Annotated in this window: 15 protein-coding genes; 8 read left to right on the top strand and 7 right to left on the bottom strand. The window is 45.8% G+C overall.

Translation table 11 applies throughout. The annotated features are described in order from the left end of the window. The first annotated feature begins 62 nt into the window (after positions 1-62). On the top strand, positions 63-1217 hold the full coding sequence (locus EBI00_RS01830) for a GGDEF domain-containing protein (protein WP_123094209.1): 1155 nt from the start codon (positions 63-65) through the stop codon (positions 1215-1217). 111 nt (positions 1218-1328) lie between these two features. On the opposite strand, the gene EBI00_RS01825 is transcribed toward EBI00_RS01830, so the two are convergent. The 3 genes from EBI00_RS01825 to EBI00_RS01815 all read right to left on the bottom strand — a co-directional run bounded on the left by EBI00_RS01825 (position 1329) and on the right by EBI00_RS01815 (position 7532). Then, on the bottom strand, positions 1329-2663 hold the full coding sequence (locus tag EBI00_RS01825; protein WP_123094208.1) for a cobyrinic acid a,c-diamide synthase CobB: 1335 nt from the start codon (positions 2661-2663) through the stop codon (positions 1329-1331). 255 nt (positions 2664-2918) lie between these two features. Next, positions 2919-5684, bottom strand: coding sequence for a PAS domain-containing hybrid sensor histidine kinase/response regulator (locus EBI00_RS01820; protein ID WP_123094207.1), 2766 nt, complete (start codon positions 5682-5684; stop codon positions 2919-2921). Positions 5685-5747: 63 nt separating this feature from the next. Next, the gene (locus EBI00_RS01815) at positions 5748-7532 is read right to left on the bottom strand and encodes an EAL domain-containing response regulator (protein WP_123094206.1); all 1785 of its coding nucleotides are present in this window, start codon (positions 7530-7532) and stop codon (positions 5748-5750) included. A 335-nt stretch (positions 7533-7867) separates the two neighbouring features. Between EBI00_RS01815 and argC the strand changes: the two genes are divergently transcribed. After that, entirely contained in the window at positions 7868-8806 is a 939-nt protein-coding gene (gene argC / locus EBI00_RS01810) for an N-acetyl-gamma-glutamyl-phosphate reductase (RefSeq protein ID WP_123094205.1), read from the top strand. Positions 8807-8834: 28 nt separating this feature from the next. On the opposite strand, the gene EBI00_RS01805 is transcribed toward argC, so the two are convergent. Then, positions 8835-9650, bottom strand: coding sequence for a TauD/TfdA dioxygenase family protein (locus tag EBI00_RS01805; protein ID WP_123094204.1), 816 nt, complete (start codon positions 9648-9650; stop codon positions 8835-8837). 170 nt (positions 9651-9820) lie between these two features. Here EBI00_RS01805 and EBI00_RS01800 point away from each other — a divergent pair, with 170 nt between their 5' ends. Next, positions 9821-11434: an NAD(P)/FAD-dependent oxidoreductase gene (locus tag EBI00_RS01800; protein WP_123094203.1), complete on the top strand. Its 1614-nt coding sequence runs from the start codon at positions 9821-9823 to the stop codon at positions 11432-11434. 53 nt (positions 11435-11487) lie between these two features. Next, complete coding sequence (locus tag EBI00_RS01795; RefSeq protein ID WP_123094202.1) at positions 11488-12840, top strand: DUF945 family protein; 1353 nt, start codon at positions 11488-11490, stop codon at positions 12838-12840. Positions 12841-12946: 106 nt separating this feature from the next. On the opposite strand, the gene EBI00_RS01790 is transcribed toward EBI00_RS01795, so the two are convergent. Both EBI00_RS01790 and EBI00_RS01785 read right to left on the bottom strand, forming a co-directional pair. Continuing rightward, positions 12947-13678, bottom strand: a complete 732-nt coding sequence (locus tag EBI00_RS01790; protein ID WP_241556921.1) for an SPOR domain-containing protein — start codon at positions 13676-13678, stop codon at positions 12947-12949. A 64-nt stretch (positions 13679-13742) separates the two neighbouring features. Beyond that, the gene (locus EBI00_RS01785) at positions 13743-14180 is read right to left on the bottom strand and encodes a YqaA family protein (RefSeq protein WP_206612537.1); all 438 of its coding nucleotides are present in this window, start codon (positions 14178-14180) and stop codon (positions 13743-13745) included. Positions 14181-14409: 229 nt separating this feature from the next. Here EBI00_RS01785 and EBI00_RS01780 point away from each other — a divergent pair, with 229 nt between their 5' ends. From EBI00_RS01780 to glgX, 4 genes are all read left to right on the top strand, one after another. After that, positions 14410-16020, top strand: a complete 1611-nt coding sequence (locus EBI00_RS01780) for a methyl-accepting chemotaxis protein (RefSeq protein WP_123094201.1) — start codon at positions 14410-14412, stop codon at positions 16018-16020. Between the two features lie 270 nt (positions 16021-16290). After that, positions 16291-19404, top strand: coding sequence for a phosphorylase b kinase regulatory subunit alpha/beta (locus tag EBI00_RS01775; RefSeq protein ID WP_123094200.1), 3114 nt, complete (start codon positions 16291-16293; stop codon positions 19402-19404). A 38-nt stretch (positions 19405-19442) separates the two neighbouring features. Next, the gene (gene glgB, locus EBI00_RS01770; protein WP_123094199.1) at positions 19443-21644 is read left to right on the top strand and encodes a 1,4-alpha-glucan branching protein GlgB; all 2202 of its coding nucleotides are present in this window, start codon (positions 19443-19445) and stop codon (positions 21642-21644) included. A gap of 39 nt (positions 21645-21683) precedes the next feature. Next, complete coding sequence (glgX, locus tag EBI00_RS01765; RefSeq protein ID WP_123094198.1) at positions 21684-23726, top strand: glycogen debranching protein GlgX; 2043 nt, start codon at positions 21684-21686, stop codon at positions 23724-23726. Here glgX and EBI00_RS01760 read toward each other — a convergent pair. Continuing rightward, on the bottom strand, positions 23723-25528 hold the full coding sequence (locus EBI00_RS01760) for an ABC transporter transmembrane domain-containing protein (RefSeq protein WP_123094197.1): 1806 nt from the start codon (positions 25526-25528) through the stop codon (positions 23723-23725). The two genes, glgX and EBI00_RS01760, sit on opposite strands and share 4 nt — an antisense overlap. Positions 25529-25595 lie beyond the last annotated feature (67 nt).

Below are 25595 nucleotides of genomic sequence, written 5' to 3'. Positions count from 1 at the left end.
ACATTATTATGATGGCATAAAGTCTGCTAATCTTGGCTAAGATTTATTGGAGATTCCTGATAATGGAACTAGTACCAACATTGCTCTTTATGACTGTCTGGATGTACTGCGTTGTCGCAACTGGATTTGCTATTTTGTGGTATCAAGATCGCAGAATACAACCCGCCCTGTTATTAGCCATTGGCTTCGGTCTAACGGCTCTTGGCATCGCTTTGATTCTCCTACGCATTTTTGTCGTAAATGATCTGTTAAGACTTGCTGGTAATTTTGCCATTGCAGCCTCCGTTGTCTGTGTGGCTCATGGGACCTTACAGTTAATCAAGACACGGACCAGTATTAAAATTTGGTTGTTATTACTGAGCCTCATGTTCCCCATACAATACCTTGTTATTTCTGATAATAATTTTTTTCACCGAGCGGTAGTGACTGGCGTATTTATCGGATTCATTTATCTTTTTACTGCGTTTAAGCTCATCAAAAGCACGCCGGATAATTATGTTATAAAGTGTTTAATAGCGGCCGTTTTTGGATTATTAGGCGCATTAATCTTATTAAGACTGTTGAATATTGGTTTAAGCGAAGAAATGAGTTTTGTTGAGCACGTAGAAGCCGGCAATCCATTTATATTACTTTTCGTACTCCCCAGTCTTATTTTAGCGAATGGCATTTTTCTTTTCTTATTAATCACCACGAATTTAGTAAAGGAAAAAGACTATCTCGCCATGCATGATTTTCATACAAACCTTTATAATCGACGAGGTTTCACCAAGGCCGCTCAATCCCTTATCGCTCACGCTAAATCGGATGAGTCATCGCCTATAAGTATTATTGCTCTGGATGCAGATTTATTTAAACAACTCAACGATCAGTGTGGTCACCAAGTTGGTGACAATGCACTTATCGTCATCGCAGATGCTATCCGATCGTGTGCCAGTGAGCATTTCATCTGTGCCCGTATTGGTGGAGAAGAGTTTGCCATTCTATGCCCTAGTACCAATGTCGAACAAGCCGCAGAACTGTATCGCTGTATTTCACAACATTTGGCGGCCACCCCCATTGACGGAGCTCAAGACAATTACAGAGTTAGCCTAAGTGCTGGCGTTGTCGCTCATGCAAAAGTAACGCATTTAGACCAACTTTTTCACGATGCGGATAAATGTTTATACCAAGCAAAAGAACAAGGACGCGGCTGTTTTGTTGCTTTTAATAGTCATTAGGCAATCAATCGGTAGTCAGAACCCAGTAAAGGCAGAGTTCAAAAACCTTGGTCTTTGATATCTCTAACTTTTCCCAAACGTGGATTCTGCAATTTCTGGCCACATAACTCGCTAGTCCTGCGGATTCACTAAAAAGAGCTTAGCAGTGGCATCGAGGTTGGACTGGAAAAATAAATGCAAGTAACTGGCGGTTAAGCCTTTCTGCTGATAAATCGCTTCACCCGGTGCAGGATGTCGCTGACGACGACCATAACCGACAGGTTCAGGCGTGTTGGCGCTGCGAGATCTGTGGTGAGCGTGTCCGCGAATGTCTCCTTGCGGCGTCACGGCCGTTTGCATACCTTGACAACCACGTTCACCTCGCATAGCGCCTTGCCCTGCTAAAATCCCCAACATAGGGTATTCGTTTTCCTCTAAATCTGTGAGCGTCTCTAAGCTATAAAGCATGCCCCCACATTCTGCCAAGATGCCCTTGCCTGCCTGATAAAAATCTTGAATGGCTTGACGCATGGCGGTGTTTTCAGACAAAGCTTTAGTGTGTAATTCAGGATAGCCGCCAGGTAACCAAAGGGCATCGGCCTTAGGCAAAGCTTGATCATGCAAGGGCGAGAAAAACACCAGTTCTGCGCCTAAACTTTTCAGCGCCATCAGGTTAGCATCATAGATAAAACTGAAGGCCGCGTCTTTCGCCACCGCGATGGTTTTGCCTAGCAAGTGTTGCTCAATAGTTTGTTTAGCGCCTACTTGATTGACAGGGTAAAAAGGCACAGCATTCGGCAAGCTTAACAAACCTGTATCTTGCGTTTCTTTTAACCATTCAACCGCAGCTTCAAAGCGAATTTCTAATTCGTCTTTCACTTCATCTGCTTGCACCAAACCCAAGTGGCGTTCTGGCAAAGTAATCTCTTCATCGCGCTTTAGGGTGGCAAGCAAAGGCAAGTTTGTAGGAAGCGCTTCGCGAATCAATTCTGCATGACGTTCGCTGCCACAATGATTAGCAATCAAGCCAGCTACTTGCACATCATCACGAAAATTGGCTAACCCCATCGCAACGGCCGCAGCGGTTTGTGCCATGCCTTTAACGTCCAGAACAATCGCCATGGGAATACCAAAGCGTGCAGCAAGATCAGCACTGGAGGGTTCACCATCAAACATGCCCATAGCGCCTTCTACCAAGATCAAATCTGCAACCTGGGCTGCTTGGTACAGTTTGTCTTGGCAGTAGGCTTCCCCTGCCATCCAGATATCAAGCTGTTCAACAGGTTGCTTAGACGCCTGTGCTAAAATCTGTGGGTCAAGATAATCTGGGCCCGTTTTAAAAACACGGACCACTTTGCCCTGATTAGTAAAATAACGCGCCAAGGCAGCAGTAATAGTAGTTTTCCCTTGATTCGACGCAGGCGCCGTCAAAAAAAGCGAGGGACAATGAACGACAGAAGGGGTCATAAAGACGTCTCTAAAAAGGGGTTTAAAAAGTATCACAAAAGAGTTCAATAAAAAATTGGACGCCCAATACTGGGCAATAGTTTGGGTAAAGACATCGGTCAATATGTAAGTTGGTTTGTGTCCACAATATCTAAAATCCCCTCATCAAATTTGTCTTGCGCGACCTTATCCATTGCCAATATCCCTGTCAAACCAAATGCCTCAGGCAAGCGTGAGCAAAACCCATGATGTCTCTCTGGCATTAAACGCTGGCTATCATGAGGCTTGGAATTGTTCGATCAAGGTCTCTACCAACCCCAAGTCAAACTGATCAATCGCTGATTTCAGAGCTTTCTCTTGAGTTTTGGGTAACGCCTCACGCAAAGAATAAAACACGTCTTCCGTTGTTTGCATGTCGCCGCTTTGTGCCGCCGCAAGCAATGGCTGCCAATCGGCTGATGTTAATGGCCGCAGCGCGCTAGCAGATGGCTGACCAGTCGCTTCTTCGTGGGCCGATAGCAGGCTTTTTCCCTCATCGTCTGAATTGAGCTTAGCGTCGTACAGCGGAACAAAATGCACGTCCAGATGCGCCACCAAGGCTTTATAAATGGCTTCAATTTGATACGGCTTAGCAATGACTTGCCAAAAGCCTTGGTCCAATAGTTCTTGTTGTTCATGCACTAATGTAGACGCAGTAATGGCAATAACAGGAATGTTCTGCTCTGGGTTTTCTTGCTTAATCACCTGTAATAAGTCGATGCCAGATTTATTTGGCATCCTTATGTCTGTCATAACCAGATCAGGCAGGTTGGCCCTGAAGGCGTTTATGGCTTGTTCACCATCCTGTGCTTCAATTATCTGACAGCCCGCTTTTTCCAATAAAGAGACCAGGATATCCCGCGACCAGTCGTCATCTTCGGCGACCAAGACGCGAATAGGGTCATTTAATCGCATATTTAAAAAAGCCTCTTGATCATTAAACTCAGCAGCGTCGTTTTGATTGACTCTCGATAAAGGTAAATCTACTGTAATCTGTGTCCCCTCGCCTTCACTGCTTGTTACCGACAAAGCTCCCTGCATCAATTTAACCAAGGTCGTTGACAATGCTAAACCAAGCCCAGTACCACCCGAGGCTTCGCCTGCCTTACCTTGCACAAAAGGAGTAAAAAGGTGTTCCATTAGAGCACTTTCTATTCCGGGCCCTGTGTCTTCGATAACAATCTGTATACGTTCTGCTTCTATTCGAACAACGATCTTCACATACCCTTTTATGGTAAATTTGACCGCATTACCCAACAAATTCGTCAGTATTTGTTGAAATTTGACTGGATCCATCCAAACAAGCAAGTCTTCATCTAGATCACATTCGACCATCAGGTCTAGCTCTTTTGACTGAGCTTGACCTAAGAACAGCCTACCTATTTGATTCACTTCTCGGCACAAGTTCATTTTCTGTTCGTGCAACACCAGACGACCCGATTCAATCCGAGCAATATCTAAAATGTCATTAATTAGCGCCAACAAACGCTCTCCTGCGGTGGCAATAGACAAAAAGCGGGTGCGAGAAACATCTACTAGCTGGTTATCCTCACCAATCAGCTGAGCATAACCAATAATGGCATTCAGGGGCGTGCGAATTTCATGGCTCATATTGGCTAAGAACTGGCTTTTGGCTTGGTTCGCCTGTTCTGCAGCCTCTTTCGCTTGTTCTAGCTGCATAGAAACATGTTTTTGATCCGATATATCATTCATGACATCGCCAAATGAAATGGGCTTACCCTCTTCATCGCGCAGCAAAAAATAGGTTTCATGAGTCGGGAAAACACGACCATCAAGACTCTTCGCTTCTAGCTCCCCTTGCCACACACCCTTTTCCTTTACATAGGGAATGACGGTTTCTTGTAAAAAACGCTGGGTTGGTTCGGTATAAAATTCTAGATGGTTTAATTCTGCTAAGAAGGCATCGTTTGCCTCTTCTGGCACACCAAGAAGAGAGCGAATGGTTTCGTTAAAATACGAAATTTCTCCGTCTAATGTTGCCATAGCAAAACCCTGTGCAGAGTTATCGGCGAAGCTTTTAAACAATTTGAGCTGATTAATCAACAAATGACGTTCCGTGATGTCTCGGGCGACACCTAAGGTGCCACGAAAATGCGAAGATTCCCCTGTGATGGGGACCCGACACACATCAAACAAGCGCGGCTCACCACCATTTTTTGGCTGGCCCCAACTTTGCTCATAAATAGTTAAACCGGTTTGCATGGCCTCTTGATCACGTTGTTGGTAATACCCCCCTTTACCGTCTAAATTGAGATCTTGATCGTTCTTACCGGTGATTTCACCAATTGAAAACCCGTTAAAGTCCAGAAACGCTTTATTACAATCTAGGTATCGACCTTGTTCATCTTTTGACCAGACCACATCTGGAATATTGTCCAGCAAAATAGAGAGCGTTAATTCACGACGTCGCGCTTCTTCACGCGCACTAATCAGAGCACTTTCTGTGGCGACTAGATGACTAATTTCTTCCAGAATACCCGCCACACTGTGTGCCCGTTGGCGACTGTCTCTTCGGACGACATTGCCACGCATTTCCAAACAGTAGTGTTTTAAATTTGTAACTCCCTCCTGATCGTTCTTGTGAGAGGTAGCGGTTTGGGTATGTAAGGACGTATTAGAGAGTGTGAATCGAATGGATTTTGGCGCTGTGTCTTGGCGAGAGCCAAGCAACGCTGATTGCCACTGTTTAAACCTAGTCTGATCTTCTGTCGATATGAGTATCAGCAAATCGTCTAGGCTCTTAGGCGTGCTTTCTTCTTTAAAACCCAATTGCTGAAAAAATTCAGGAGAAGCATACCAGCGCCCCGTTTTGGGAAACCACTCCCACACGCCGGCGTTAGTTGCCAAAATCGCTCTTGAATAGCGACGCTGCAAGCGTTTGAAACGAAAAAGAAAACCAAGCTGAAACACGCCTAATACGAAAGCCGTCAATATAAACAGCACTATCAGGAGGTGGAGAATAGTGGGTAAATCGATATCCATGTGTCGCACCCCTTAATCGGTGGCGTTAGCTTGTTGCTCTATTTCGTTGCTTGGGCTTCAAGGCTAGAGCTTCTCAGGCTTATGAAAGAAATACCCTTGCCCCCATTCAACACCCAGCCGTGTTAATTCTTCTACGATACTTTGGTTTTCAACAAACTCCGCCACCACGGGTTTATTGAGCATTTTGGCCAGCTTAACGATGGAATCCACCATGCCTAGGTGCACACTGTTAACGTGCATATCTTTGATGAACATGCCGTCGATTTTAATCAAATCAAACGGCAAATCAGTTAAATAGGCATAAGATGAAAAACCCGTACCGAAATCGTCCAGCGCAATGGTGCAACCTTTTTCATGGAGTAAAGCCATGAACTGACGAGTGTCGTTAAAGTTGTTTAAAGCCTCGGTCTCTGTTAATTCAAAACAGAACTTCCGCCCATCCAGACTAAAGTGTGCTAACTGCTCTAAAATGTACTGGGCAAAACCGTCCTGACGGACAGACAAGGCAGACACATTTAATGCTACCTGATCAATGGAGTCCCATAAATCTCGGCGCTCAGACAGTTGCTTCATGGTGTTGTGAATCACCCAGCGGTCTATTTTAGCAATGATACCAAAGCGTTCAGCGGCACGAATAAAGTCATTTGGGTAAATAAGATCGCCCGTTTCTTCATTCCTTAAACGCACCAAAATTTCAATTTTCTTTTTTTGTTGCTGATGGGTTAACGAACATACCTGCTGAAAGTGTACCTCAAACAGGTTTTTCTCAAGACCGTCCATAATACGCAGCCCCCAGTTGAGGTTGCCGCGGTATTCTTGGCAGACTAGATCTTTTGCGTCTTTAATTACTTGAGTATGGGTGCCTGATTTTTTACCTCGATAGCACACCTCATCCGCCAGCATGACAACTTGTTCAAACGAACCCATATCACGAGCCAAAGGAATGGCCACCTGGGTCGCACTCATCTGAAAGCGTCGCTCGTTCCATATAAATGCGTAGTCATCCAAGGCTTGTTTAAACATTCTCAGATAGGAAGCCGCACCTTGATGCCCCCCTTTTTTCATCACAATGGCAAATTTGTCTCCATTTAGACGAGCACAAAAATCGTTTTGGGGGTCGGCAAGTTGGCTCATGATCGCTGCCAACTGATGCAACAACTCATCGCCTGCGATACAGCCACAAGAGTCGTTGATCAGACGAAACTCGTTGACGTCGATTAATAAAAAATAAGGCACATGCTCCAAGGTGTTCAATTGAATATCAGAAACAATATAAGAAATATGTTCGTCTAACGCATCACGGTTATACAACTGAGTAACAAAATCATGCTGCGCCAGATATTTCAATCGGTCTTGCATGTAGCGCCTTTCTTGCACTTCCTTACGTAAGTTGCGATTCACTAAGTTCAGGTCAGCGGTGCGTTCACGCACTTTCTCTTCCAATGATAGGGTCAGTGCTTTTAGCTCGCGCAAAAGCTGAAACTTTTCTAACTGGTGCTGCACTCTTGAACGCACTTCTTCGATACGGAAAGGCTTACTGATGTAGTCGTTACCGCCCGCTTCAAAGCCGCGGCTGATATCGTCTGTTAGCGCGGTAATAAAAATAATTGGCACATCATTAAACGAAGGTTGTGAACGAATACGACGGCAAGTTTCAAACCCATCAATGCCCCCCATCATGACATCTAATAGAATTAGGCAAGGTTGAGTCCTTTCAAGCAACTGCAAAGCACGCTCACCCGAGTTGGCCACCGCAATTTGGCAATCCAATGCATCTATCACATCTTTAAGTACCCGTAGATTTTCTGGAACATCGTCTACAATAAGTACCATTGGAGGCTGTTTCATAATCGTTTAGCCTTGTCGTTTATGTCCATGTAAAGTGAGAAGTAATATACAAATTAAGAAATAAATAAGGTCTATTCTTATAGCATTATTTTTTTATCGCGGGTAGCAATGCCGCAAAAATAGCCAATTATCTTGGATCGCCTCTTTAGCAACTATTCAGTATCACCCTGATGCATTACACTTACCCATCGTTGCTCTATTCATTGTTCATAAATAGTAAACTCGTACCAACACACATTTTTTCGAAAGCCCTGCGCTAAACCGTTGGAACACAGGAACTCCGTCCAGACGCCCTGTTCGGCTTTGATCTTAGACACTCAGTAAGGAACTCCGCTGTGAAAAAAGTATTCATCGATGGCGAAACCGGCACCACAGGTTTACAAGTAAAAGACCGTTTGGTTAACCACCCTGACATTGAAATCATCAGTATCGATCCAACCAAAAAACGCGATATGGAAGAAAAACGTCGACTGATGAAAGAAGCCGATGTCACCGTACTTTGTCTACCAGACGACGCCGCCATAGAGAGCGTCATTTTAGCCAAAGAAGAAGGCTGTCGTATTTTAGATGCCAGCTCAGTACACCGTGTTGCTGAGGGCTGGGTGTATGGTTTGCCAGAACTCGATGTCTCACAACGCGACAAAATCAAAGCGGCGCAGTTTGTTTCTAACCCAGGTTGTTACCCAACAGGAGCGATCTTGTTATTGAAGCCGCTAATTGAAGCGGGATTGTTGCCAGCGGATGGTGATTATTCTATTAATGCGGTTTCTGGTTACAGTGGTGGCGGTAACGCCCTGATTGACCGTTATGAAGGCACTGAGAATGCGCCTGTGTATGGCGCTTATGGTTTAACCTTTAATCATAAGCATTTGCCTGAAATCAAGACTTGGTCTGGGTTGGATAAAGCACCTATTTTTATGCCCAGCGTGGGCAGCTTCCGCCAAGGCATGCTGACTTTCTTGCCCATTCAACTAAAAAATGGCGTCACCATGACACAACTACAGACTAAATTAGCTGAGGTGTATGCCAATGATGCCTTTGTGACAGTGAATGAGGTAAATCACGTGGTTGATGATGCGGCGCCTTTCTTGACCCCACACGGCCTCGAAGACACTAACCAAATAGAGCTGTCTGTATTAAGTGCGCCAGACAACCAGTCCGGTGTTTTGGTTGCCAAACTGGACAACCTTGGTAAAGGTGCCTCTGGCGCTGCCGTTCAAAACCTCAATATCATGTTAGGGTTTGACGAAGCAACCGCTGTCAATCTTCGCTAGTCAATGAGTGGGCTTGGGATTTTTCCCATTAGCCTTTAACCGTCACTCGATGCAGTTTTCTAGGCTGATCAGCATAGTCCGTCACAGCAAAATGCTGAGTCACTCGGTTGTCCCAAATGGCAACCGAGCCGGCTTGCCACTGAAAACGCACTTGAAACTGAACTTGTCGAGCAATGGCAAAGAGTCGATCCAATAAGGCGCGGCTCTCCTTGTCAGACTCCCCTATCACGGAACGCGTAAATTGCTCATTGATAAACAAGATTTCTTCATCGGTTTCTGGATGGCGGGTTACCATAGGACGAACAATCGGAGGGTAGGCCTGAGATTTTTGTGCGATTCGGCTTTGACCGAAATCATCTTGTTCATCGTATCGACTTCCCTCAAATGCGTGCAAACCATGCAGCGCACTCATCGTCCGAAGTCTTGCTTTATCACTTTGCGGTAAACTCGAAAAAACAGCGGCCATATTACACCACAGCGTATCACCACCTTTTTCGGGAACATATTGAGCGTGTAAAATTGAGCATTTCGGCGGGATCTCTTGCCACGTCATATCCGTATGCCAAAAGCTCTCTCCCGGTGGATGACCTCGAGAAGTTTCGATCACTACCACTTGGTCGCTTTCAACTAAACGAGGAAAAAAAGGATGCGCTGGCTCTAACTCACCAAAACACCTACCCAGTGCAAGATGCTGCTCAGGGGACAAGGTCTGATCACGAAAAAACAATACTTTATGTTGTAAAAATGCTCGATACATTTCTTCGACGTCTTGTGGCGTTAGCCTGGATAAATCGACATCATCCACTTGAGCGCCAAGCGCTTCAGCCAAGGGGTGAATAACCATAATGAACCACCTTCTCTTCGTTATTTGAATAAGACCAAAAGTCGCCGATACAGTAAAAAAATTCACCATCAGCCCTGTCGATAAAACAAGTTTTACCAGCTTTTTCAGCTAAAATATCGTACTATGCTCGCTAAATCACTCTTGACCCAGCATTCTAACTATTGATTCCTATGATACGACTGTCCAATATCCAACTTCCCTTAGATCACGACGCCAATGCACTCGAAAATGCCATTCTGACCATGCTTGACATTTCGGCCGATCAGCTTGTGCAATTCAATGTATTTCGTCGTGGTTATGATGCCCGCCAGAAAACCAACATTATGTTGATTTATACCCTGGATGTTGAAACCACCTGTAACGAGCAGTTGCTGAGCCAATTTGCAGACCATCAACTGGTTAAAGTCGCTCCTGATTTGGGCTATTACCCTGTGGCGCAGGCACCTGCTAACCTGGCTGAACGCCCTATTATTATTGGCTTTGGTCCCTGTGGTTTATTGACGGCCTTGGTATTGGCACAAATGGGCTACAAGCCCATCGTGCTTGAGCGTGGTAAAGAAGTACGTGAACGCACCAAGGACACCTTTGGTTTCTGGCGCAAAAAAGTCCTCAACACAGAATCCAACGTGCAATTTGGTGAAGGTGGCGCGGGGACTTTTTCTGACGGTAAGCTTTATAGCCAAGTCAAAGACCCAAAACAATACAGCCGCAAAGTGCTGAATGAATTTGTTGCAGCAGGCGCACCAGACGAAATCTTGTACGTTAGTAAGCCGCACATTGGTACCTTTAAACTGGTTGCCATGGTCGAAAAAATGCGCGCGCAAATTATTGAGCTAGGCGGCGAAATTCGTTTTAGCTGCCGTGTTGACGATCTGCACATTGAGGACGGCCAGATCACGGGAGTGACACTGGCTGACGGTGAAAAACTCTATTCAAAACACATTGCTATCGCCATTGGCCACAGTGCGCGTGACACCTTCGAGATGCTACTCAACAAGGGCGTTTATATCGAAGCCAAACCTTTCTCGGTGGGCTTCCGTATCGAACACGAACAATCGGCTATCGACAAAGCGCGCTTTGGCCAAAATGCCGGCAACGAAATTTTAGGGGCGGCCGATTACAAACTGGTTCACCATTGTAAAAATGGTCGTTCGGTTTACAGCTTCTGTATGTGTCCAGGTGGCACAGTGGTGGCCGCCACATCGGAAGAACACCGTGTGGTGACCAATGGTATGAGCCAGTATTCTCGTAATGAGCGTAATGCCAACAGCGCCATCGTGGTAGGTATTGATCCGTCCGATTACCCTGGCGGTCCACTGGCAGGTATTGAATTCCAGCGTAAACTAGAAAGTCTTGCCTACGAGTTGGGTGGCAGTAACTACGATGCGCCAGCGCAAACGGTCGGTGCGTTTTTGCGTAATGAAACACCCGAAAAGCTCGGCACCGTAGAGCCTTCTTTTAAACCGGGTATCAAGTTGACGAATTTGGCCGATGCCTTGCCCGATTTTTGTATCGAGGCGATTCGCGAAGCCATTCCTGCGTTTAACAAGAAAATCAGAGGGTTTGCCTTTGATGACGCTTTATTAACGGGTGTGGAGACACGTACGTCAGCCCCCATCAACATCAAACGCGATGATGACAGCCTAGAAAGCATCAACACCAAAGGCTTGTATCCAGCCGGAGAAGGTGCAGGCTACGCAGGCGGCATTATGTCTGCTGCGATTGATGGCATTAAGATCGCTGAAGCCATGGCGTTAAGCTTAAACAAGCATCATATGGCCTAAGCAAACCAATCAATATTTCGATTTAATTCACTCAAAAAGAAAAGGAATTTCCATTGAAAAAAGCACTCTTTGCCCTTGCTCTTGTTCCGGTTGCCGCTTTAATAGCGGCACCAAAATTCATAGCACCTCAACACCAAGATGCGCTGTCAGACATAGTGGCCAATATCAATAACGCGCCTGGTTACTCTGCCGAGCTTGTCGCGACACAAACACGCTGGTTTGGCTCAAATAACACCCTTTTATTAACCTTAGACATGGCGCAGTTTGGTTATCCAACACAAGAAGATACCTTACAACTTGAGCTTGAATTAGATTCTCAATTTGGGCCAATCCTGTTTGCAGATCAAGGCATGTTTGGGCTATTTAACACGCAAGTCAGTGTGGCTGCGCCAACGCTACGCAACACACTTAGTTGGGACGAACAACAGGACTTTTACCGGCTTTCTATCATGGGAGACACCATTGGCAACCTTAAGCTGATGGACGTTATTCCAGAACTGCGCAGTCTTGATAACGAGTTGACGTTTCGTGGTTACTCAGGTCAAGGAGAAATCACCTCTGACACCATTCGCTATCAAGGGGTAGCAGAAGATACACAATTAAGTAATGGATACACCACGATTAAGGCCGAGGATTTTGGTGTTTCTATCGACTTAGACGCAGGAATAGAGACCCTTCTGCAAGGCGGTTTTTATGGCAGTGAGATGACATTTACTCTCAATGCACTGGAAGTGAATGACCGTACCAAGTTATCCGGCTTAAAAGTCGCGCTGAGTACTGCGTTTGATCAAAAGACGGCGCTGGGCAATATTGGTATTGGTTATTTCGCAGACGCGGTTACACACCAAGACATAACCGTATCCGACCTTGCTGTCGTTACCGAACTAAACCGTTTGAGCAACCGCTTCTTCCTTGATTACAAAGCCTTTACTGAGGATATGCTCGCACAGAATACTCTTAACCATGATTTGTACGACCCTCTCTTGATTTTCATTCAAGAGAACATAGACACATTGTTAAGTGAAAATCCTGAGTTCAACATCACAGAAATACGCGCAACCTTTCCTCAAGGTCGAGTATCAGCGAGTGTCACCAGCGCTATTGTTGGAATGGAAAACCCTACGTTAAATGCACTGCTTACGCCAGAATATTGGCTTTATCACACGGTTGCTAAAGCCAATATTAAAGTTGATGCGGCTTTACTGAACAATCTGGTCGAACGTTTTATTGCCAACCAAACAGGAGTATCCGCGTCCGCTCCCCGTGTAAAAGAGCGGGCACGCATGATGATTCAACCTTTCGTTCAACAGGGTTTTATCCGATTTGTCGATGGACAAGCCGAAACGCAAGCTGTACTGGAAAACGGTCAAGTTGACGTTTATGGCACCGTGTTCCCTTTGATGTAACACGCAATAAAAAAGCACGCTTTGCGTTTTAGCCAAGCGTGCTTTTTTAGGTTCTTTCTATAGGTTTGCAGTCATTTTACTGGATGCTTTGTTTTCTTAAAATGACTTACAGGGCTTGCCCATTATATTGGGTTAGCAAGCAATCCTGTCCTTTCCCCTTGAGCATGTTACAAAAATCCGCACTGAATGTTCTATTCAAAAACGGGCCGACTTTTAACTGATACATACTGCGCCCATTCACTTCTTTTTCATTCAGCAATGGCTCTAACCCAACAAAGGCATCAGGATGGGCGTCACGCAACACTCGCCAGCCACGCAGAGCTTCTTCACGAATCCCGTAAGCCGCCAACTGCACGCCAAATCGCGATGGTTGCACGCTTGCTGGCGCCGTAGTCGCAAGCGGAGCACTGACAACTGGAGGAGCAGCTCTGTTCATGACAACATTTTCTTCCGATACCAACTTCTCTTCAGATGTCAGATTTCCTTCAGACATTACATTGGATTCAACCATCTGACTATTTGAAGACGACATCACAGCAGGCGCGACGTTAATCGCGGCGACGCTGTCACTGTTAAATACACCGTCCCCATTGTCATTATCCGGCACTTCGCTTGTCGACGACACGCTCTCTCCTTGAGTCAATGCGGCCACTTGCGCTTCCAGTTCATCCAACCTGTCTAATTTCGGCTGTACGGCTTGCCATTGACTTTCATGTGCCTGCACCAAGTCTTGTAAGTCAGCGTAGGTCATAAAGGTGTTTTTGCCATCCATAGATGAACAGGCTCCTAACGACGCCCCCATCATGATGACCAGCAGTGTCTTTGACATTTTCTTCATTACTGTCTCCCTGTTCATTATCAATTTATCTATTCAATAATCTGTGTGTTCGCTTTTTCATTTTTCACATGAACGCCATTACTTGGTGAAGTCCCCATAAAATTAAGGCATATCGAGCGGCTTTACCAATAAAAACTAACGGTAAAAAATACCAAAGTGGGGTTCGTAACACGCCAGCCACTAAGGCAATCCCATCTCCTACCACAGGTAACCAGGTAAACAGCAAGCTCCAGACGCCGTAACGATTAAAAAAGCGCTCCGCTTTTTGTCTCGATTTGGGCTTAATCGGAAACCATTTTCTGTCTTCAAACCTGACCAAATATATTCCTAGAAACCAGTTAGTCAATCCACCCAACGTATTGCCAACACTGGCGAAAAGCCATAACAGAAAGACAGACAAGGTGGTGTTGTTTGCGTAGTAAAGCAAGACACCCTCTGATCCTAAAGGCAAAATGGTGGCAGACAAAAAAGCCACCGAAAAAACCATAAAATAGCTTAACAAATCACCCTCTTCATTTTGCCAGTACGTTTTTTAAAACCCTATTTTTTGGTTTAGGCGATCTCTTAATTGCCGTAATCACCAATATCGACCATTATAATGACCTAACGCACGGCTTCGTGCTAGGCAAGATGTAAAAAAGCCTTTACTCTAAATCCTTCTTAGCGCCGGGTAGATTTTTCTTGGTTTTTGTTTAACGCTGACAACACACTTTCAAGCTGACGGAGGCGAGATGCTGGATCGCATAAATGATATAAAAGTTCGTTACAAGCTGTGGGCAATTATTGGCTTAATGTCCATGGGCACAACGGCACTGATTCTTCTGTCATTGACGTCTTTATTCAACAGCCATGTAGAAGCCAGAAAAGATCGAACTCATGACATTTTAGACATCGCCACCTCTGTCCTTAATACCGCTTATAAAAAGCAGACGTCGGGGGGGCTGACCCAAGAGCAAGCTAAACAAGAGGCACTGTCCTTATTGGCAGACTTCAAATACGGTGATCAACAAAGTATTTGGGTGATCAGTCAAAAGCCACTCACATTATTAAATGCACCGGCCCATTACCCAAACCAAAATATCCCAAGCGCCCTATCATCAGCCTTACGTTCAATAGCCGAGACGACAAAAAACCATCATAGGTTAGACTTTAACTACCTCGACAAAGACGGTTCGGAGCACAGCATGATAGCCAGTGCTACCACCTTTTCACCTTGGAACCTCACCCTGGTGGCGACCGCGTCGATGGACGAAGTGATTCAATTTTTCCTTACTGCATTGATAGATTACGCCATACTCGTGTGCATTTTAACGCTCGTTGTGGGTGGAACGGCCTTATATATTATTCATCTTGTGACGCATCGAGTCACCGCACTGTGTACCACAATGACATCCGTTCAACACTCTGGCAATTTGACTCAACGTGTTGATTTTAAAGGAAAAGATGAAATGGGCGCCATGGCGCAAGCCTTTAACAGCATGATGAATGACTTTCAGTCGATTGTTCGCAATGTGGCTCATTCTAGTGAAACACTAGACAGTATTGTCGAACAAACCACACAGTCGACCAAACAAACCTCGAAGGGTGTGACTAAACAACTGTCTAATATCAGCGAAGCGGCAAGTCTGATGCAAAGCGTTATGGCCTCTGTGGAAGACACCTTGGCCATTGCCCAACAAGCCAACACCACCACTCAGCAGCTTGGCCAACACTCCAAACAAGGCCTTGGTGTAATGAACAAAGCCAATCAAGATATCCAACAATTGTCTCTTGAAGTGGGTGATGCCGCACAGCAAATTCAAACCCTACAAGAAGACGTTACTCACATAAACGCACGGTTAAGCATTATTTCGGAGGTCGCAGACCAAACCAACTTGCTGGCTCTCAATGCGGCGATAGAAGCCGCCAGAGCAGGAGAGCAAGGTCGAGGCTTTGCTGTAGTCGCTGACGAAGTACGACAGCTAGCCAAGCGTTCGCAACTTGCCGCGACTGAAATTGGCGGCTTGATTGATCAATTAACACAACAAACAGTAACCACAGTGAATGTCATGGAATCCGCTCGAAATACCGCCAATGTCGGCGCCGAGCAAACCGATGAAGCGGGTGTCACATTTTCTGAAATCGCCAATGGCGTCCTGTCTATCTCACAACTTAACCGCAATATTAGTGAGGCCGCTGAACGCCAGCATACTTCCTCTAAAACGGTCCATCACACCTTACAAAATATTGCTGACATCAGTGAGAAAACAAGCCACAACTCCACTGACATTGAAACTTCTGTTAAGAACTTACAAACCTGTGCTCGCCAACTGCGCCAGCTGGTTCATCAGTTCAGCACGTAACCGTGGCAAAATTAAGCAACGTTAAACGTAAAAATTCACTTAACAAACTTGCTATTCCTTCTTAACGTCCGCTTAAAGCTCAGGATTGGCGGCAATTAACCGATTTTAGAAAATTAAGTTAAAAAGAAGAAACTTTCTCTCTTTTACTTCTTGGTGAGTCCCTCTATGTTTGGGTATAGTGGTTTTATTTGAACGAATACCTGTCATTTTATAGATTGACGTATTGTTCAGCCCGCTCTACAACTCATTGCGTTTTCTAAAGGATCAACCATGGCGTCTGACACGCAAGACAAACTCGATTCTCTTTATCAGCATATCCAAGCGGTTATTTTGTCCCGCCAACACCCCGTTACTGGCCTATTCCCAGCCAGCACAAGCATTAATAATCACGGTAATTACACCGATGCTTGGGTACGCGACAACGTTTATAGCATTCAAGCGGTTTGGGCGCTTTATTTGGCTTACAAACGTGCTTCAAATCCTGACAAACGCACCCATGAGCTGGAGTTTGCCTGTATTAAAATGATGCGGGGCTTACTGTTTGCCATGATGCGTCAATCCCACAAAGTCGAAGCGTTTAAGCACAGTTTGGATCCCAAAGACGCGCTGCATGCCAAGTACGATACAAAATCGGGTTTAGAAGCGGTAGCAGACGATGCATGGGGACATTTGCAAATTGATGCCACCAGCTTTTACTTGCTCATGATGGCCCAAATGACCAAAGCCGGTAGTAAAGTCATTTTTTCTCGCGATGAATTTAATTTCATCCAAAACCTTATCTACTATGTGTCTCGTACTTATCGCACCCCGGATTACGGTATTTGGGAGCGTGGTAACAAGGTCAATAACGGTAAAGCAGAAATAAACGCCAGTTCTGTGGGCATGGCAAAAGCCGCCATGGAAGCCATGGATGGATTGAATTTGTTTGGTGACGATGGCCCAGAATGGGCTGTGGTGCATTCTTTTGCCGATGCGGTTGCCCGAGCTGGCTCTGTACTGCAATCATTGCTGCCAAAAGAATCCCGTTCAAAAGAAGTCGACAGTGCGATTCTCAGCATTATCGGTTTCCCTGCCTTTGCGGTGAACGATGAGCAACTTACACAACGCACTCGTGAAGAAATCATCAGTAAATTAGGTGGCGAGTATGGCTGCAAGCGTTTTCTATTAGATGGTCATCAATCAGAATTAGAAGATCCTAGCCGCATTTACTATGAACACGATGAACTGATCAATTTTGAACACATAGAGTCAGAGTGGCCGCTATTTTTTACCTATCTCTATATCGACCGTTTATTTGCCCGTGACTGGGAAAGTGCCAACTTTTACCGTCATAAGTTAGAGTCTTTAATGGTCGAGAAAGACGGGCACATGCTTTTACCTGAGCTCTACTATGTTCCTCAAGAAAATATCTTGGCGGAAAAAGAAAACCCTGGATCACAAAAACGTCTTCCCAACGAGAACCTACCTTTAGTGTGGGCACAAAGTTTGTACCTAGTTGGCAAAATGCTAGACGAAGAGTTGATTAAAACCGATGACCTTGACCCCCTCGGCTTGCATCGCATTCAGCATAGACCCAACAAGGTCACCACCTCTATGGTGATCTTGGCACAAAATGATAAGGTCAAACAAAAACTGTTGGATGCCGGCTGTTTATGTCAAACCCTTGAAGACATTAAACCCCTAAAAGCCATCAGCGCGGATCAGCTAGTGGAAACCTACCGCTATTTAGGCGTATCTGAGGCGCTAGGATTATCAGGGCGTCCTGATCGTGCGCTTAATAGCTTAGCGACGTCACAAGCGTTCAGCATCAATGACGACAGTTACTTATGTTTGTCATGGATCCAGAATGAAAACAAAGATTATCGCAAAATTGATCCAACGCTTTTTCAAGCACACATTCGCAATGAACTAAAAACCCTTGCTGAACATTGGTATTACCAAGCCAATGCCGTCTTTACCATTCTCATTGATGAAGCCATCAGTGAAATGAAAGGGTGCGATGAGCTGTTTCAATTTATTCGCTCCTTACAGCAGCGTGAGCATAAAAACTTTAGGGTTATCCCGCAATCCGCAAAGAATGCCTTTAAATCTGGTAATCGACGCGACATCAAAATCAGTGCATTAGGCCATCGTTCACTGGGCATTAAACTGCCCGTTCATGACCTGTTCTGGCCATTGTCTGATAAAGCGAGTACACACGATTCATCAGAAATTGCCTTGTCGGACACAGCTAGCCTTTTAGACATGCTAAATCAGACGCCGTCTCTCGGCGACGCCGTTGATTGCTTGATGGCATTGGGAGATCGTCGTGCCTTGATGGAAATCATGCCTGATTCGGAACCCGCTGAAACCGCCTTTAAAGTATTAGGCAGTGTCTATTATCAAGCTTTGTTATTAGAAGACTGGAGCAGTGCAAGACAGCTGTATTCTTTGTTGTTAACGCCGTCTACTGACTTGGCGACTTACATTGCCGACATTACCGTACGTCAGCGCCTATTAGTCATAGGGGAAAATCCAGAGACAGAGGTGGATATCAGTACGCCACTGCACCAAGATGCTATTTTGGAACACCTCAAAAGCGTGTCATCTTCACCCACAAGTCTTGTGATAAGTCATGAGTTAATCGCTATTGCAGGGACGCTCATTAAGGTTAATCCTGAATTCTTTTCTGGCATCAGGACGATTCGGATTCATAATCTTGCCGTATTGTGTGCCCGTCAATTTGATCCTGAGGAAGAAGAATCCGTTTACGACACCTTGGCTCAGCTATCTCCAAGCCAGCTTTATGAGGCGCTAACGCAAGCACTGCAACAGAAACACGATGAATTTGCTCACGTGACCAATACCATGCGTTACCACAACAGCAGTGACGCACAAAGTAAGATGAAAGACGTTGACTGGTTTGATTGGCGCTCTGAGCAGGGTATGATCACTAAACTGCCTGAATCTATGCTATTGCAACTTTGGGGAAGCCTAAGCCATGTGAATACCATTGTCTTTGGTGATCCACAGAGTAATACGATCTTAGATTGTAAACGCGCGCTCAGCTCAATGACACCGGGTGAAGATACGTTTGCCGTCTTAATTGAAACCTTGACGTCAGACATTCACCCTAGCTGGTATAAAAGCCTTATATTTGAAGGTTTGTATGCTTTTATTCAATTTTGTCAACAAGACAAACAGAGCCACTTTGAACGCGATATCAACTTGCCGGTATTGGTTTCACTAGCGGCCCTTGACCACGCGAATCAGCAACAAGCTGAACAGATCACAGAAAGCTTAGCTGAAGCGGCATTGGACGAGTTTGCTCAAATCACACCCAATAAAGTGAATCATTATTTGCGTCGTGTTGTGAGTAAGCTTCACGATCAACAGCACCAATAATCATTGAGTTAACACTCTCACTCTTGCTGGAGAAGTGAATGGATATAATAAAAAACGACCTCATCAACGATATACTGACAACACGCTGCGCCGATCCCTTTGGCTGTTTAGGTTTGCAACAAGGGCCGGCGAAAAAAGGCCTTTCTTTAACTGTTTGGCAGCCGGAAGCCTTGTCTATTCGGGTCCTCGCCATGGATTCAGATACGCTCTTGTCAACGATGAAACCCACTCAGCACCCAGGCTTGTTTTATGCTGAGTGGCCAAAAGAACACTCACGTTTTCACTATCGTCTTGACATCACTTACAAGGACAATAGCCAGTATATCATTGTGGATCCTTACCAATTCCCTGAGGCCACTTTTACAGATCCAGAACATCACCAAGCCAGCTTATACAAAAGTCAGGGCGCTATTCAAACCCATGTTCAACTAAGTAAATCGGTCACAGTAACAGGCACTCGGTTTGCTGTTTATGCGCCTGCAGCACGCTCTGTTGCTGTCGTCGGTGACTTTAATGCCTGGGATGGACGAGTCCACCCCATGTCCAGTAACGGCGATGGTATCTGGCGTTTGTTCATTCCTAATGTCATGCATGGTGCTCGTTATAAGTTTGAAATTCGCTCTCATGCTGGCGAAATACTGCCTCACCGCAGCGACCCTTATGCGCAGCGCATTGAGCAGTATCCTTCTTTTGCCAGTGTCACTTGTTTCGAGAACAAGCACCAATGGCAAGATGACGCTTGGGTCACACGCCCCGTAGAAGACATTTATGAAAAACCCATGAGCATTTATGAATTGCATTTAGGCTCATGGCGAAGAAAAGACGACAACCAGCCCCTCACCTACACGGAAATAAAAGACCAGTTAGTGCCTTATGTGGTGGAAATGGGCTACACCCATGTGGAACTCTTGCCTATTACGGAATACCCTTTTGATGGCTCTTGGGGCTACCAGCCCGTTGGCTTGTACGCTGTCACCTCTCGCTTTGGCTCACCAGAAGACTTTAAAGCCTTAGTCGATGCCCTGCACCAAGCCAATATTGGTGTGATCATGGATTGGGTACCCGCACATTTCCCTGCCGACAGCCATGGCTTAGCCAATTTTGATGGCTCAAAGCAATACGAATACCCAGACCCTAAAAAAGGCTGGCACCCTGAATGGAATTCCATCATTTACGATTTTGGTAAAGATCATGTCGTAAATTATCTCATTAGTAATGCCGTTTACTGGCTAGAAGAGTTCCATATCGACGGCCTGCGTGTCGATGCGGTGGCCTCCATGCTGTACTTAGATTATTCCCGCGAAGACGGTGAATGGATCCCCAATAAAGATGGCGGAAATCATAACTACGAAGCCATTGATTTTCTTCGCCGTCTAAACGAAACCGTATACTTGAATCATCCGCGCTGCTTCACTGTCGCAGAGGAATCTACCGCCTTCCCAGGTGTGTCTAAACCCACTTATATGAATGGATTGGGCTTTGGTTTTAAGTGGAACATGGGATGGATGAATGACTCCCTCGCTTATATCAAAAAAGACCCCATTTACCGACAGCATCATCAAGGTGATCTGAGCTTCAGCATGGTCTACGCGTTTGATGAGCAGTTTGTTCTGCCTATTTCCCATGACGAAGTGGTGCATGGCAAAGGCTCTATGATCACCAAGATGCCGGGAGACTCGTGGCAAAAATTCGCTAATTTACGCGCTTTCTCGGCTTATATGTATTTTCATCCGGGCAAAAAGCTCAACTTTATGGGCAATGAATTTGCTCAAGGACAAGAGTGGAGCCACGAGCGCTCTTTAGACTGGCACCTGCTTGAAACAGACTTTCACAAAGCGCAACACCTTTTATCGAAAGATCTGAACCATCTTTACCAAGAAGAAAGCAGCTTGCATTTTGATCACTCTCATCTTGGCTTTGAATGGATCAGTTACGATGACAGTGCAAACAGTATTTTGGCCTTCGCTCGTAAAGCAAAAAACAGCGACGCGCACAGTATCGCTGTGGTTAACTTTACCCCTACACCCCATGGACGTTATCGAATTGGTGTACCTAAAGCAGGCTACTACAAAATCATTTTAGACACGGATGAGACGAAGTACACTGGCAGTGGTTATGTCAAAACACAAGCGTACAAGACTCAAGCCGTTGTTAGCCATGGACGTGAACAGAGCATCGAGCTGGAAATCCCTCCTTTGGCGGGTATGCTTCTGATCTGGTCTGCGACACCCATAAACTAAAAACACACAATATGTTAACCACCACACCAAGAGGCATCAATGAGCTCAGCAACACATCACCTTTCTAATGGCACACCTTTTCCTCTTGGTGCCACCGTCACAGATCATGGCGTTAATTTTTCTGTGGTCGCTGAAGAGGCTCATCAGTTGTATTTGTGCCTTTTTGACCAAGACGGCACAGAGCGCGAATCCTTGCCTTTTCTTAATAAGCGTCAAGGTGTTTGGTACATGGAAGTGCTGGGATTAACCGAAGGCCAACACTATGGCTTGCGTGCAAAAGGAGAATTCAATCCAGCGCAACAACAGATGTTTAATGAGCATAAATTACTGATCGACCCTTACGCTAAACTACTGAGTGACAAAATATCTTGGCATCAAGATCAAGCAGCGATGACGAAAGAAGGTCAGTTGCACTCAGTGGATTCGGCTTATTGCGTGCCCAAGTCGGTCGTGCGAACGGTGAAAAGTGATTTAACACGCCCAGCGAGAGTCAAGGTTGAGCCTGCCAGCCGAGCGATTTATGAGTTGCATGTTAAAGGCTTTAGTCAAAACCTGCCGATTGATGATGACCTAAAAGGCACTTATTTAGGGGTCATTTCAGAAGCAGGCATTCAACATTTGCAAAGTCTGAATATTACCACCATTCAGCTCATGCCTTGTTTTAGCTTTATGACTGAACGGCATCTGCAATCCCTGTCTTTGACAAATTACTGGGGCTATAACCCTGTCAGCTTTTTTGCGCCAGAACCGTCTTATGCCAAACTCGATGCTATCACTGAATTCCAACACATGGTAGATGGCCTCAAAACAGCGGGCTTCGAAGTCATCTTAGATGTGGTCTATAACCACACCGCCGAAAGTGAAATAAATCAATCCAGTGTGTGCTTTCGTGGCCTAGACAATGCTCGCTACTATCGCCACCAAGATGGTCAATATTTGAATTATACTGGCTGTGGAAACTGCCTCGACACCTATCATTGGGCCAGTATTCGCTTAATTTGTGACAGTATGCGCTATTGGGTTGAGGTCATGGGCGTAGACGGTTTCCGTTTTGATCTTGGCGTTGACCTAGGCCGAACTGATCATGACTTCAGCCCTAATGCCCCCTTATTGCAAGCTATCCTTCAAGACCCCGTTTTAAGCCAAACCTGCCTTGTTATGGAACCTTGGGACATAGGTCCCAACGGCTACCAAGTTGGACAATTCCCGAATGGCTTTTTAGAATGCAATGACCAATACCGCGACACTATGCGACGTTTTTGGCGCGGCGATAACGATCTGGTAGCGGCGTTTGCTACCCGACTGATGGGGTCCCGTGATTATTTTCATAAAGGCCACCGTAGTGCCCTTACATCCGTCAATTACATTACCTACCATGACGGCTACACCCTAAGAGACTTGGTGTCTTACCACCAGCGCCATAATCTGGCCAACATGGAAAATAATCGTGACGGCCATGGCGATAATATCAGCCAGAACTTTGGCGTCGAAGGCGACACCGATGATCAAAATATTCAAGCCAGACGCCTAAACCAACAATTGTGTTTTATGGCAACCTTGCTGTTGAGTCAGGGAACGCCTCACATTTTGGGCGGCGACGAGTTATCTCACACACAACACGGCAATAACAACGCCTATTGCCAGGACAACGAGATCACTTGGCAACAATGGCAGCACCTCAGTTCTGCAGAGCGTCATGCGAGAGAATCGCTACAAAGCACCATATCGACATTATTGGCGCTGCGCAAAACCTACCCCATATTGGCTGAAATACATTTAGAAGACGACGCCTTGTATCGTCATACGCATCTTGACCATATTCAGTGGCTCAATGAGCAAAACTTGCCCATGACAGAAGCGGATTGGACACAAAGCGAACGACATTATCTCAGCCTAGTGCTTACCACTGCAGACCTATCCAGCCACATTTGGATCGTCTTTTATCGCGCTGACAAAGCGATAACCGTCCCCTTGCCTACGAAAGGTCATCCGCTAGAAACGCTTTACCAGACACCAGGCATGAGCCTAGCCGGTAAAGCATTAGAGTGCGCGTACCGAGGGGTCTTTGTAGGCAAATACTAAGACGTGACGGTTTCCTGATAACGGAACTGCAAATCCGCTAACCGCTTATACAAGGTACAACTGACTAGTAACTCGTTATGAGTGCCTTGAGCAATAATCTCCCCTTGATCCATCACAATGATGCGGTCTGCGTTCAACACAGTCGCTAGACGATGGGCAATAACCAAGGTGGTTTTGCCCTTCATCAATGGCTCCAGTGCGGTTTGCACCTTGCTCTCACTCTGGGCATCTAACGCACTGGTGGCTTCGTCTAACAGTAAGATGGGGGCATTTTTTAATATCGCGCGGGCAATGGCAATACGCTGTCTCTGTCCCCCTGACAAGCGCACACCGTCTTCTCCTAACCGTGTTTCATAACCCTGATCTAACTCAGTAATGAAGGCATGGGCATTGGCCTGTTCTGCCGCCTGCTGTACGACATGATGAGGCGCAAGACGATTGGCATACCCTAAGTTGTCATAGACGGTTTGATCAAACAGCACGGTTTCTTGCGGTACCAAAGCAAAGCACGACCGCAAATCGGTTAAAGAGGATTCTCGAATATGGGTACCCGCTAGAGTAATCTGCCCTTGTTGTGGATCATAGAACCGCAGCAATAGCTCAAACAAGGTCGATTTTCCGGCTCCAGATGGCCCAACCAGTGCTACCATCTCACCTTGTTTAATCGAAAAAGTCAGATTTTTTAACGCCGCGTAATCGGGACGAGTGGGGTATCGGAACTCGACATGGTCAAATTGAATGAGAGCGTCACCTTGAGGAATCGCTTGTATATTTTTTAACGAAAAAGGCAACGAGCCATTCACCACGGCACTGCGCGCGCTCAGTAATTCCATGATACGCTCAGCGGCCCCAGCCGCTCTTTGCAGTTCCCCCATGACTTCAGAGATCGCCGCTAACGACCCTGCCACAATCACAGAATAAAATAAAAAACTGGCCAGATCACCAGCACTGATGGCACCGGAAATAACGTCTTTTCCGCCAAACCACAACATGACGCCTATTCCGCTCATAGACAGCAAAATCACCATCAAAGTCAACCAAGAACGTTGCTGAATACGCTTCACGCTGACATCAAAGGCACGCTCTACCGTGTCAGAAAAACGTTGTATATCGTGTTGCTCATGGCTGAAGGCTTGTACTACCTTGATGTGTCGCAGCGCTTGTGACAAGTATCGCCCTACGTTGGCGACTTCGTCTTGGCTATCACGGGACAAGCGCCTTACTCGTCGACCAAAGAACAACACAGGGACAATCACAAAAGGCACACAGGCCAATAAAATGAGGGTAAGCTTAAAGTGCATTATCAGCAAAAATAGAACCCCGCCAAACAACATCAAACTGTTGCGTAAGGCGATAGACAAAGAAGACCCTATCACGCTTTGCAAAAGCGTTGTGTCTGCGGTAATACGGGATTGAATTTCACTGGGAGAGTTGTCTTCAAAAAAAGAGGGAGAAAGGCTTAACAAATGAGCAAACACCGCCTGCCTAAGGTCGGCGACGACTCTCTCACCAATCCACGACACCAAATAAAAGCGACAAAAGCTGCCCACACCCAGCAACAACACCAAGCCTAAAAACACCATCAAAGCATAGGTCAATGCTGTTTCAGATCCAGAAGCAAGCCCGTCATCAATCAATAACTGCACCCCTTTACCTAAACTCAGCATGGTGGCAGCGGTAATCACTAAAGCCAGTAACGCCAGAACCATTTGACGACGATAAGGGCGTAAATATGGAATCAGTATGTTGAGACTATTGCCACCACTCGCTGGTGTATCCGTTGGTGTCGATGACTGTTTCATGGGCAAACCTAGTAGAATGGATTAGTTCCACCACTTTACCTTATTCTTCCCCCATTGATTAAGGAAA

This window comes from Marinomonas hwangdonensis, from assembly GCF_003721245.1.
GTDB lineage: Bacteria > Pseudomonadota > Gammaproteobacteria > Pseudomonadales > Marinomonadaceae > Marinomonas > Marinomonas hwangdonensis.
This window is presented reverse-complemented; position numbering and strand designations above follow the sequence as displayed.

Excerpts from the sequence above, each read along its gene's own strand:
- EBI00_RS01790 (WP_241556921.1), bottom strand. The coding sequence starts at position 13,678 with ATGAAGAAAATGTCAAAGACACTGCTGGTCATCATGATGGGGGCGTCG.
- EBI00_RS01805 (WP_123094204.1), bottom strand. The coding sequence starts at position 9,650 with ATGGTTATTCACCCCTTGGCTGAAGCGCTTGGCGCTCAAGTGGATGAT.
- EBI00_RS01800 (WP_123094203.1), top strand. The coding sequence starts at position 9,821 with ATGATACGACTGTCCAATATCCAACTTCCCTTAGATCACGACGCCAAT.
- glgB (WP_123094199.1), top strand. The coding sequence starts at position 19,443 with ATGGATATAATAAAAAACGACCTCATCAACGATATACTGACAACACGC.
- EBI00_RS01820 (WP_123094207.1), bottom strand. The coding sequence starts at position 5,684 with ATGGATATCGATTTACCCACTATTCTCCACCTCCTGATAGTGCTGTTT.
- EBI00_RS01830 (WP_123094209.1), top strand. The coding sequence starts at position 63 with ATGGAACTAGTACCAACATTGCTCTTTATGACTGTCTGGATGTACTGC.
- glgX (WP_123094198.1), top strand. The coding sequence starts at position 21,684 with ATGAGCTCAGCAACACATCACCTTTCTAATGGCACACCTTTTCCTCTT.
- EBI00_RS01825 (WP_123094208.1), bottom strand. The coding sequence starts at position 2,663 with ATGACCCCTTCTGTCGTTCATTGTCCCTCGCTTTTTTTGACGGCGCCT.
- EBI00_RS01760 (WP_123094197.1), bottom strand. The coding sequence starts at position 25,528 with ATGAAACAGTCATCGACACCAACGGATACACCAGCGAGTGGTGGCAAT.
- EBI00_RS01775 (WP_123094200.1), top strand. The coding sequence starts at position 16,291 with ATGGCGTCTGACACGCAAGACAAACTCGATTCTCTTTATCAGCATATC.
- EBI00_RS01815 (WP_123094206.1), bottom strand. The coding sequence starts at position 7,532 with ATGAAACAGCCTCCAATGGTACTTATTGTAGACGATGTTCCAGAAAAT.
- EBI00_RS01780 (WP_123094201.1), top strand. The coding sequence starts at position 14,410 with ATGCTGGATCGCATAAATGATATAAAAGTTCGTTACAAGCTGTGGGCA.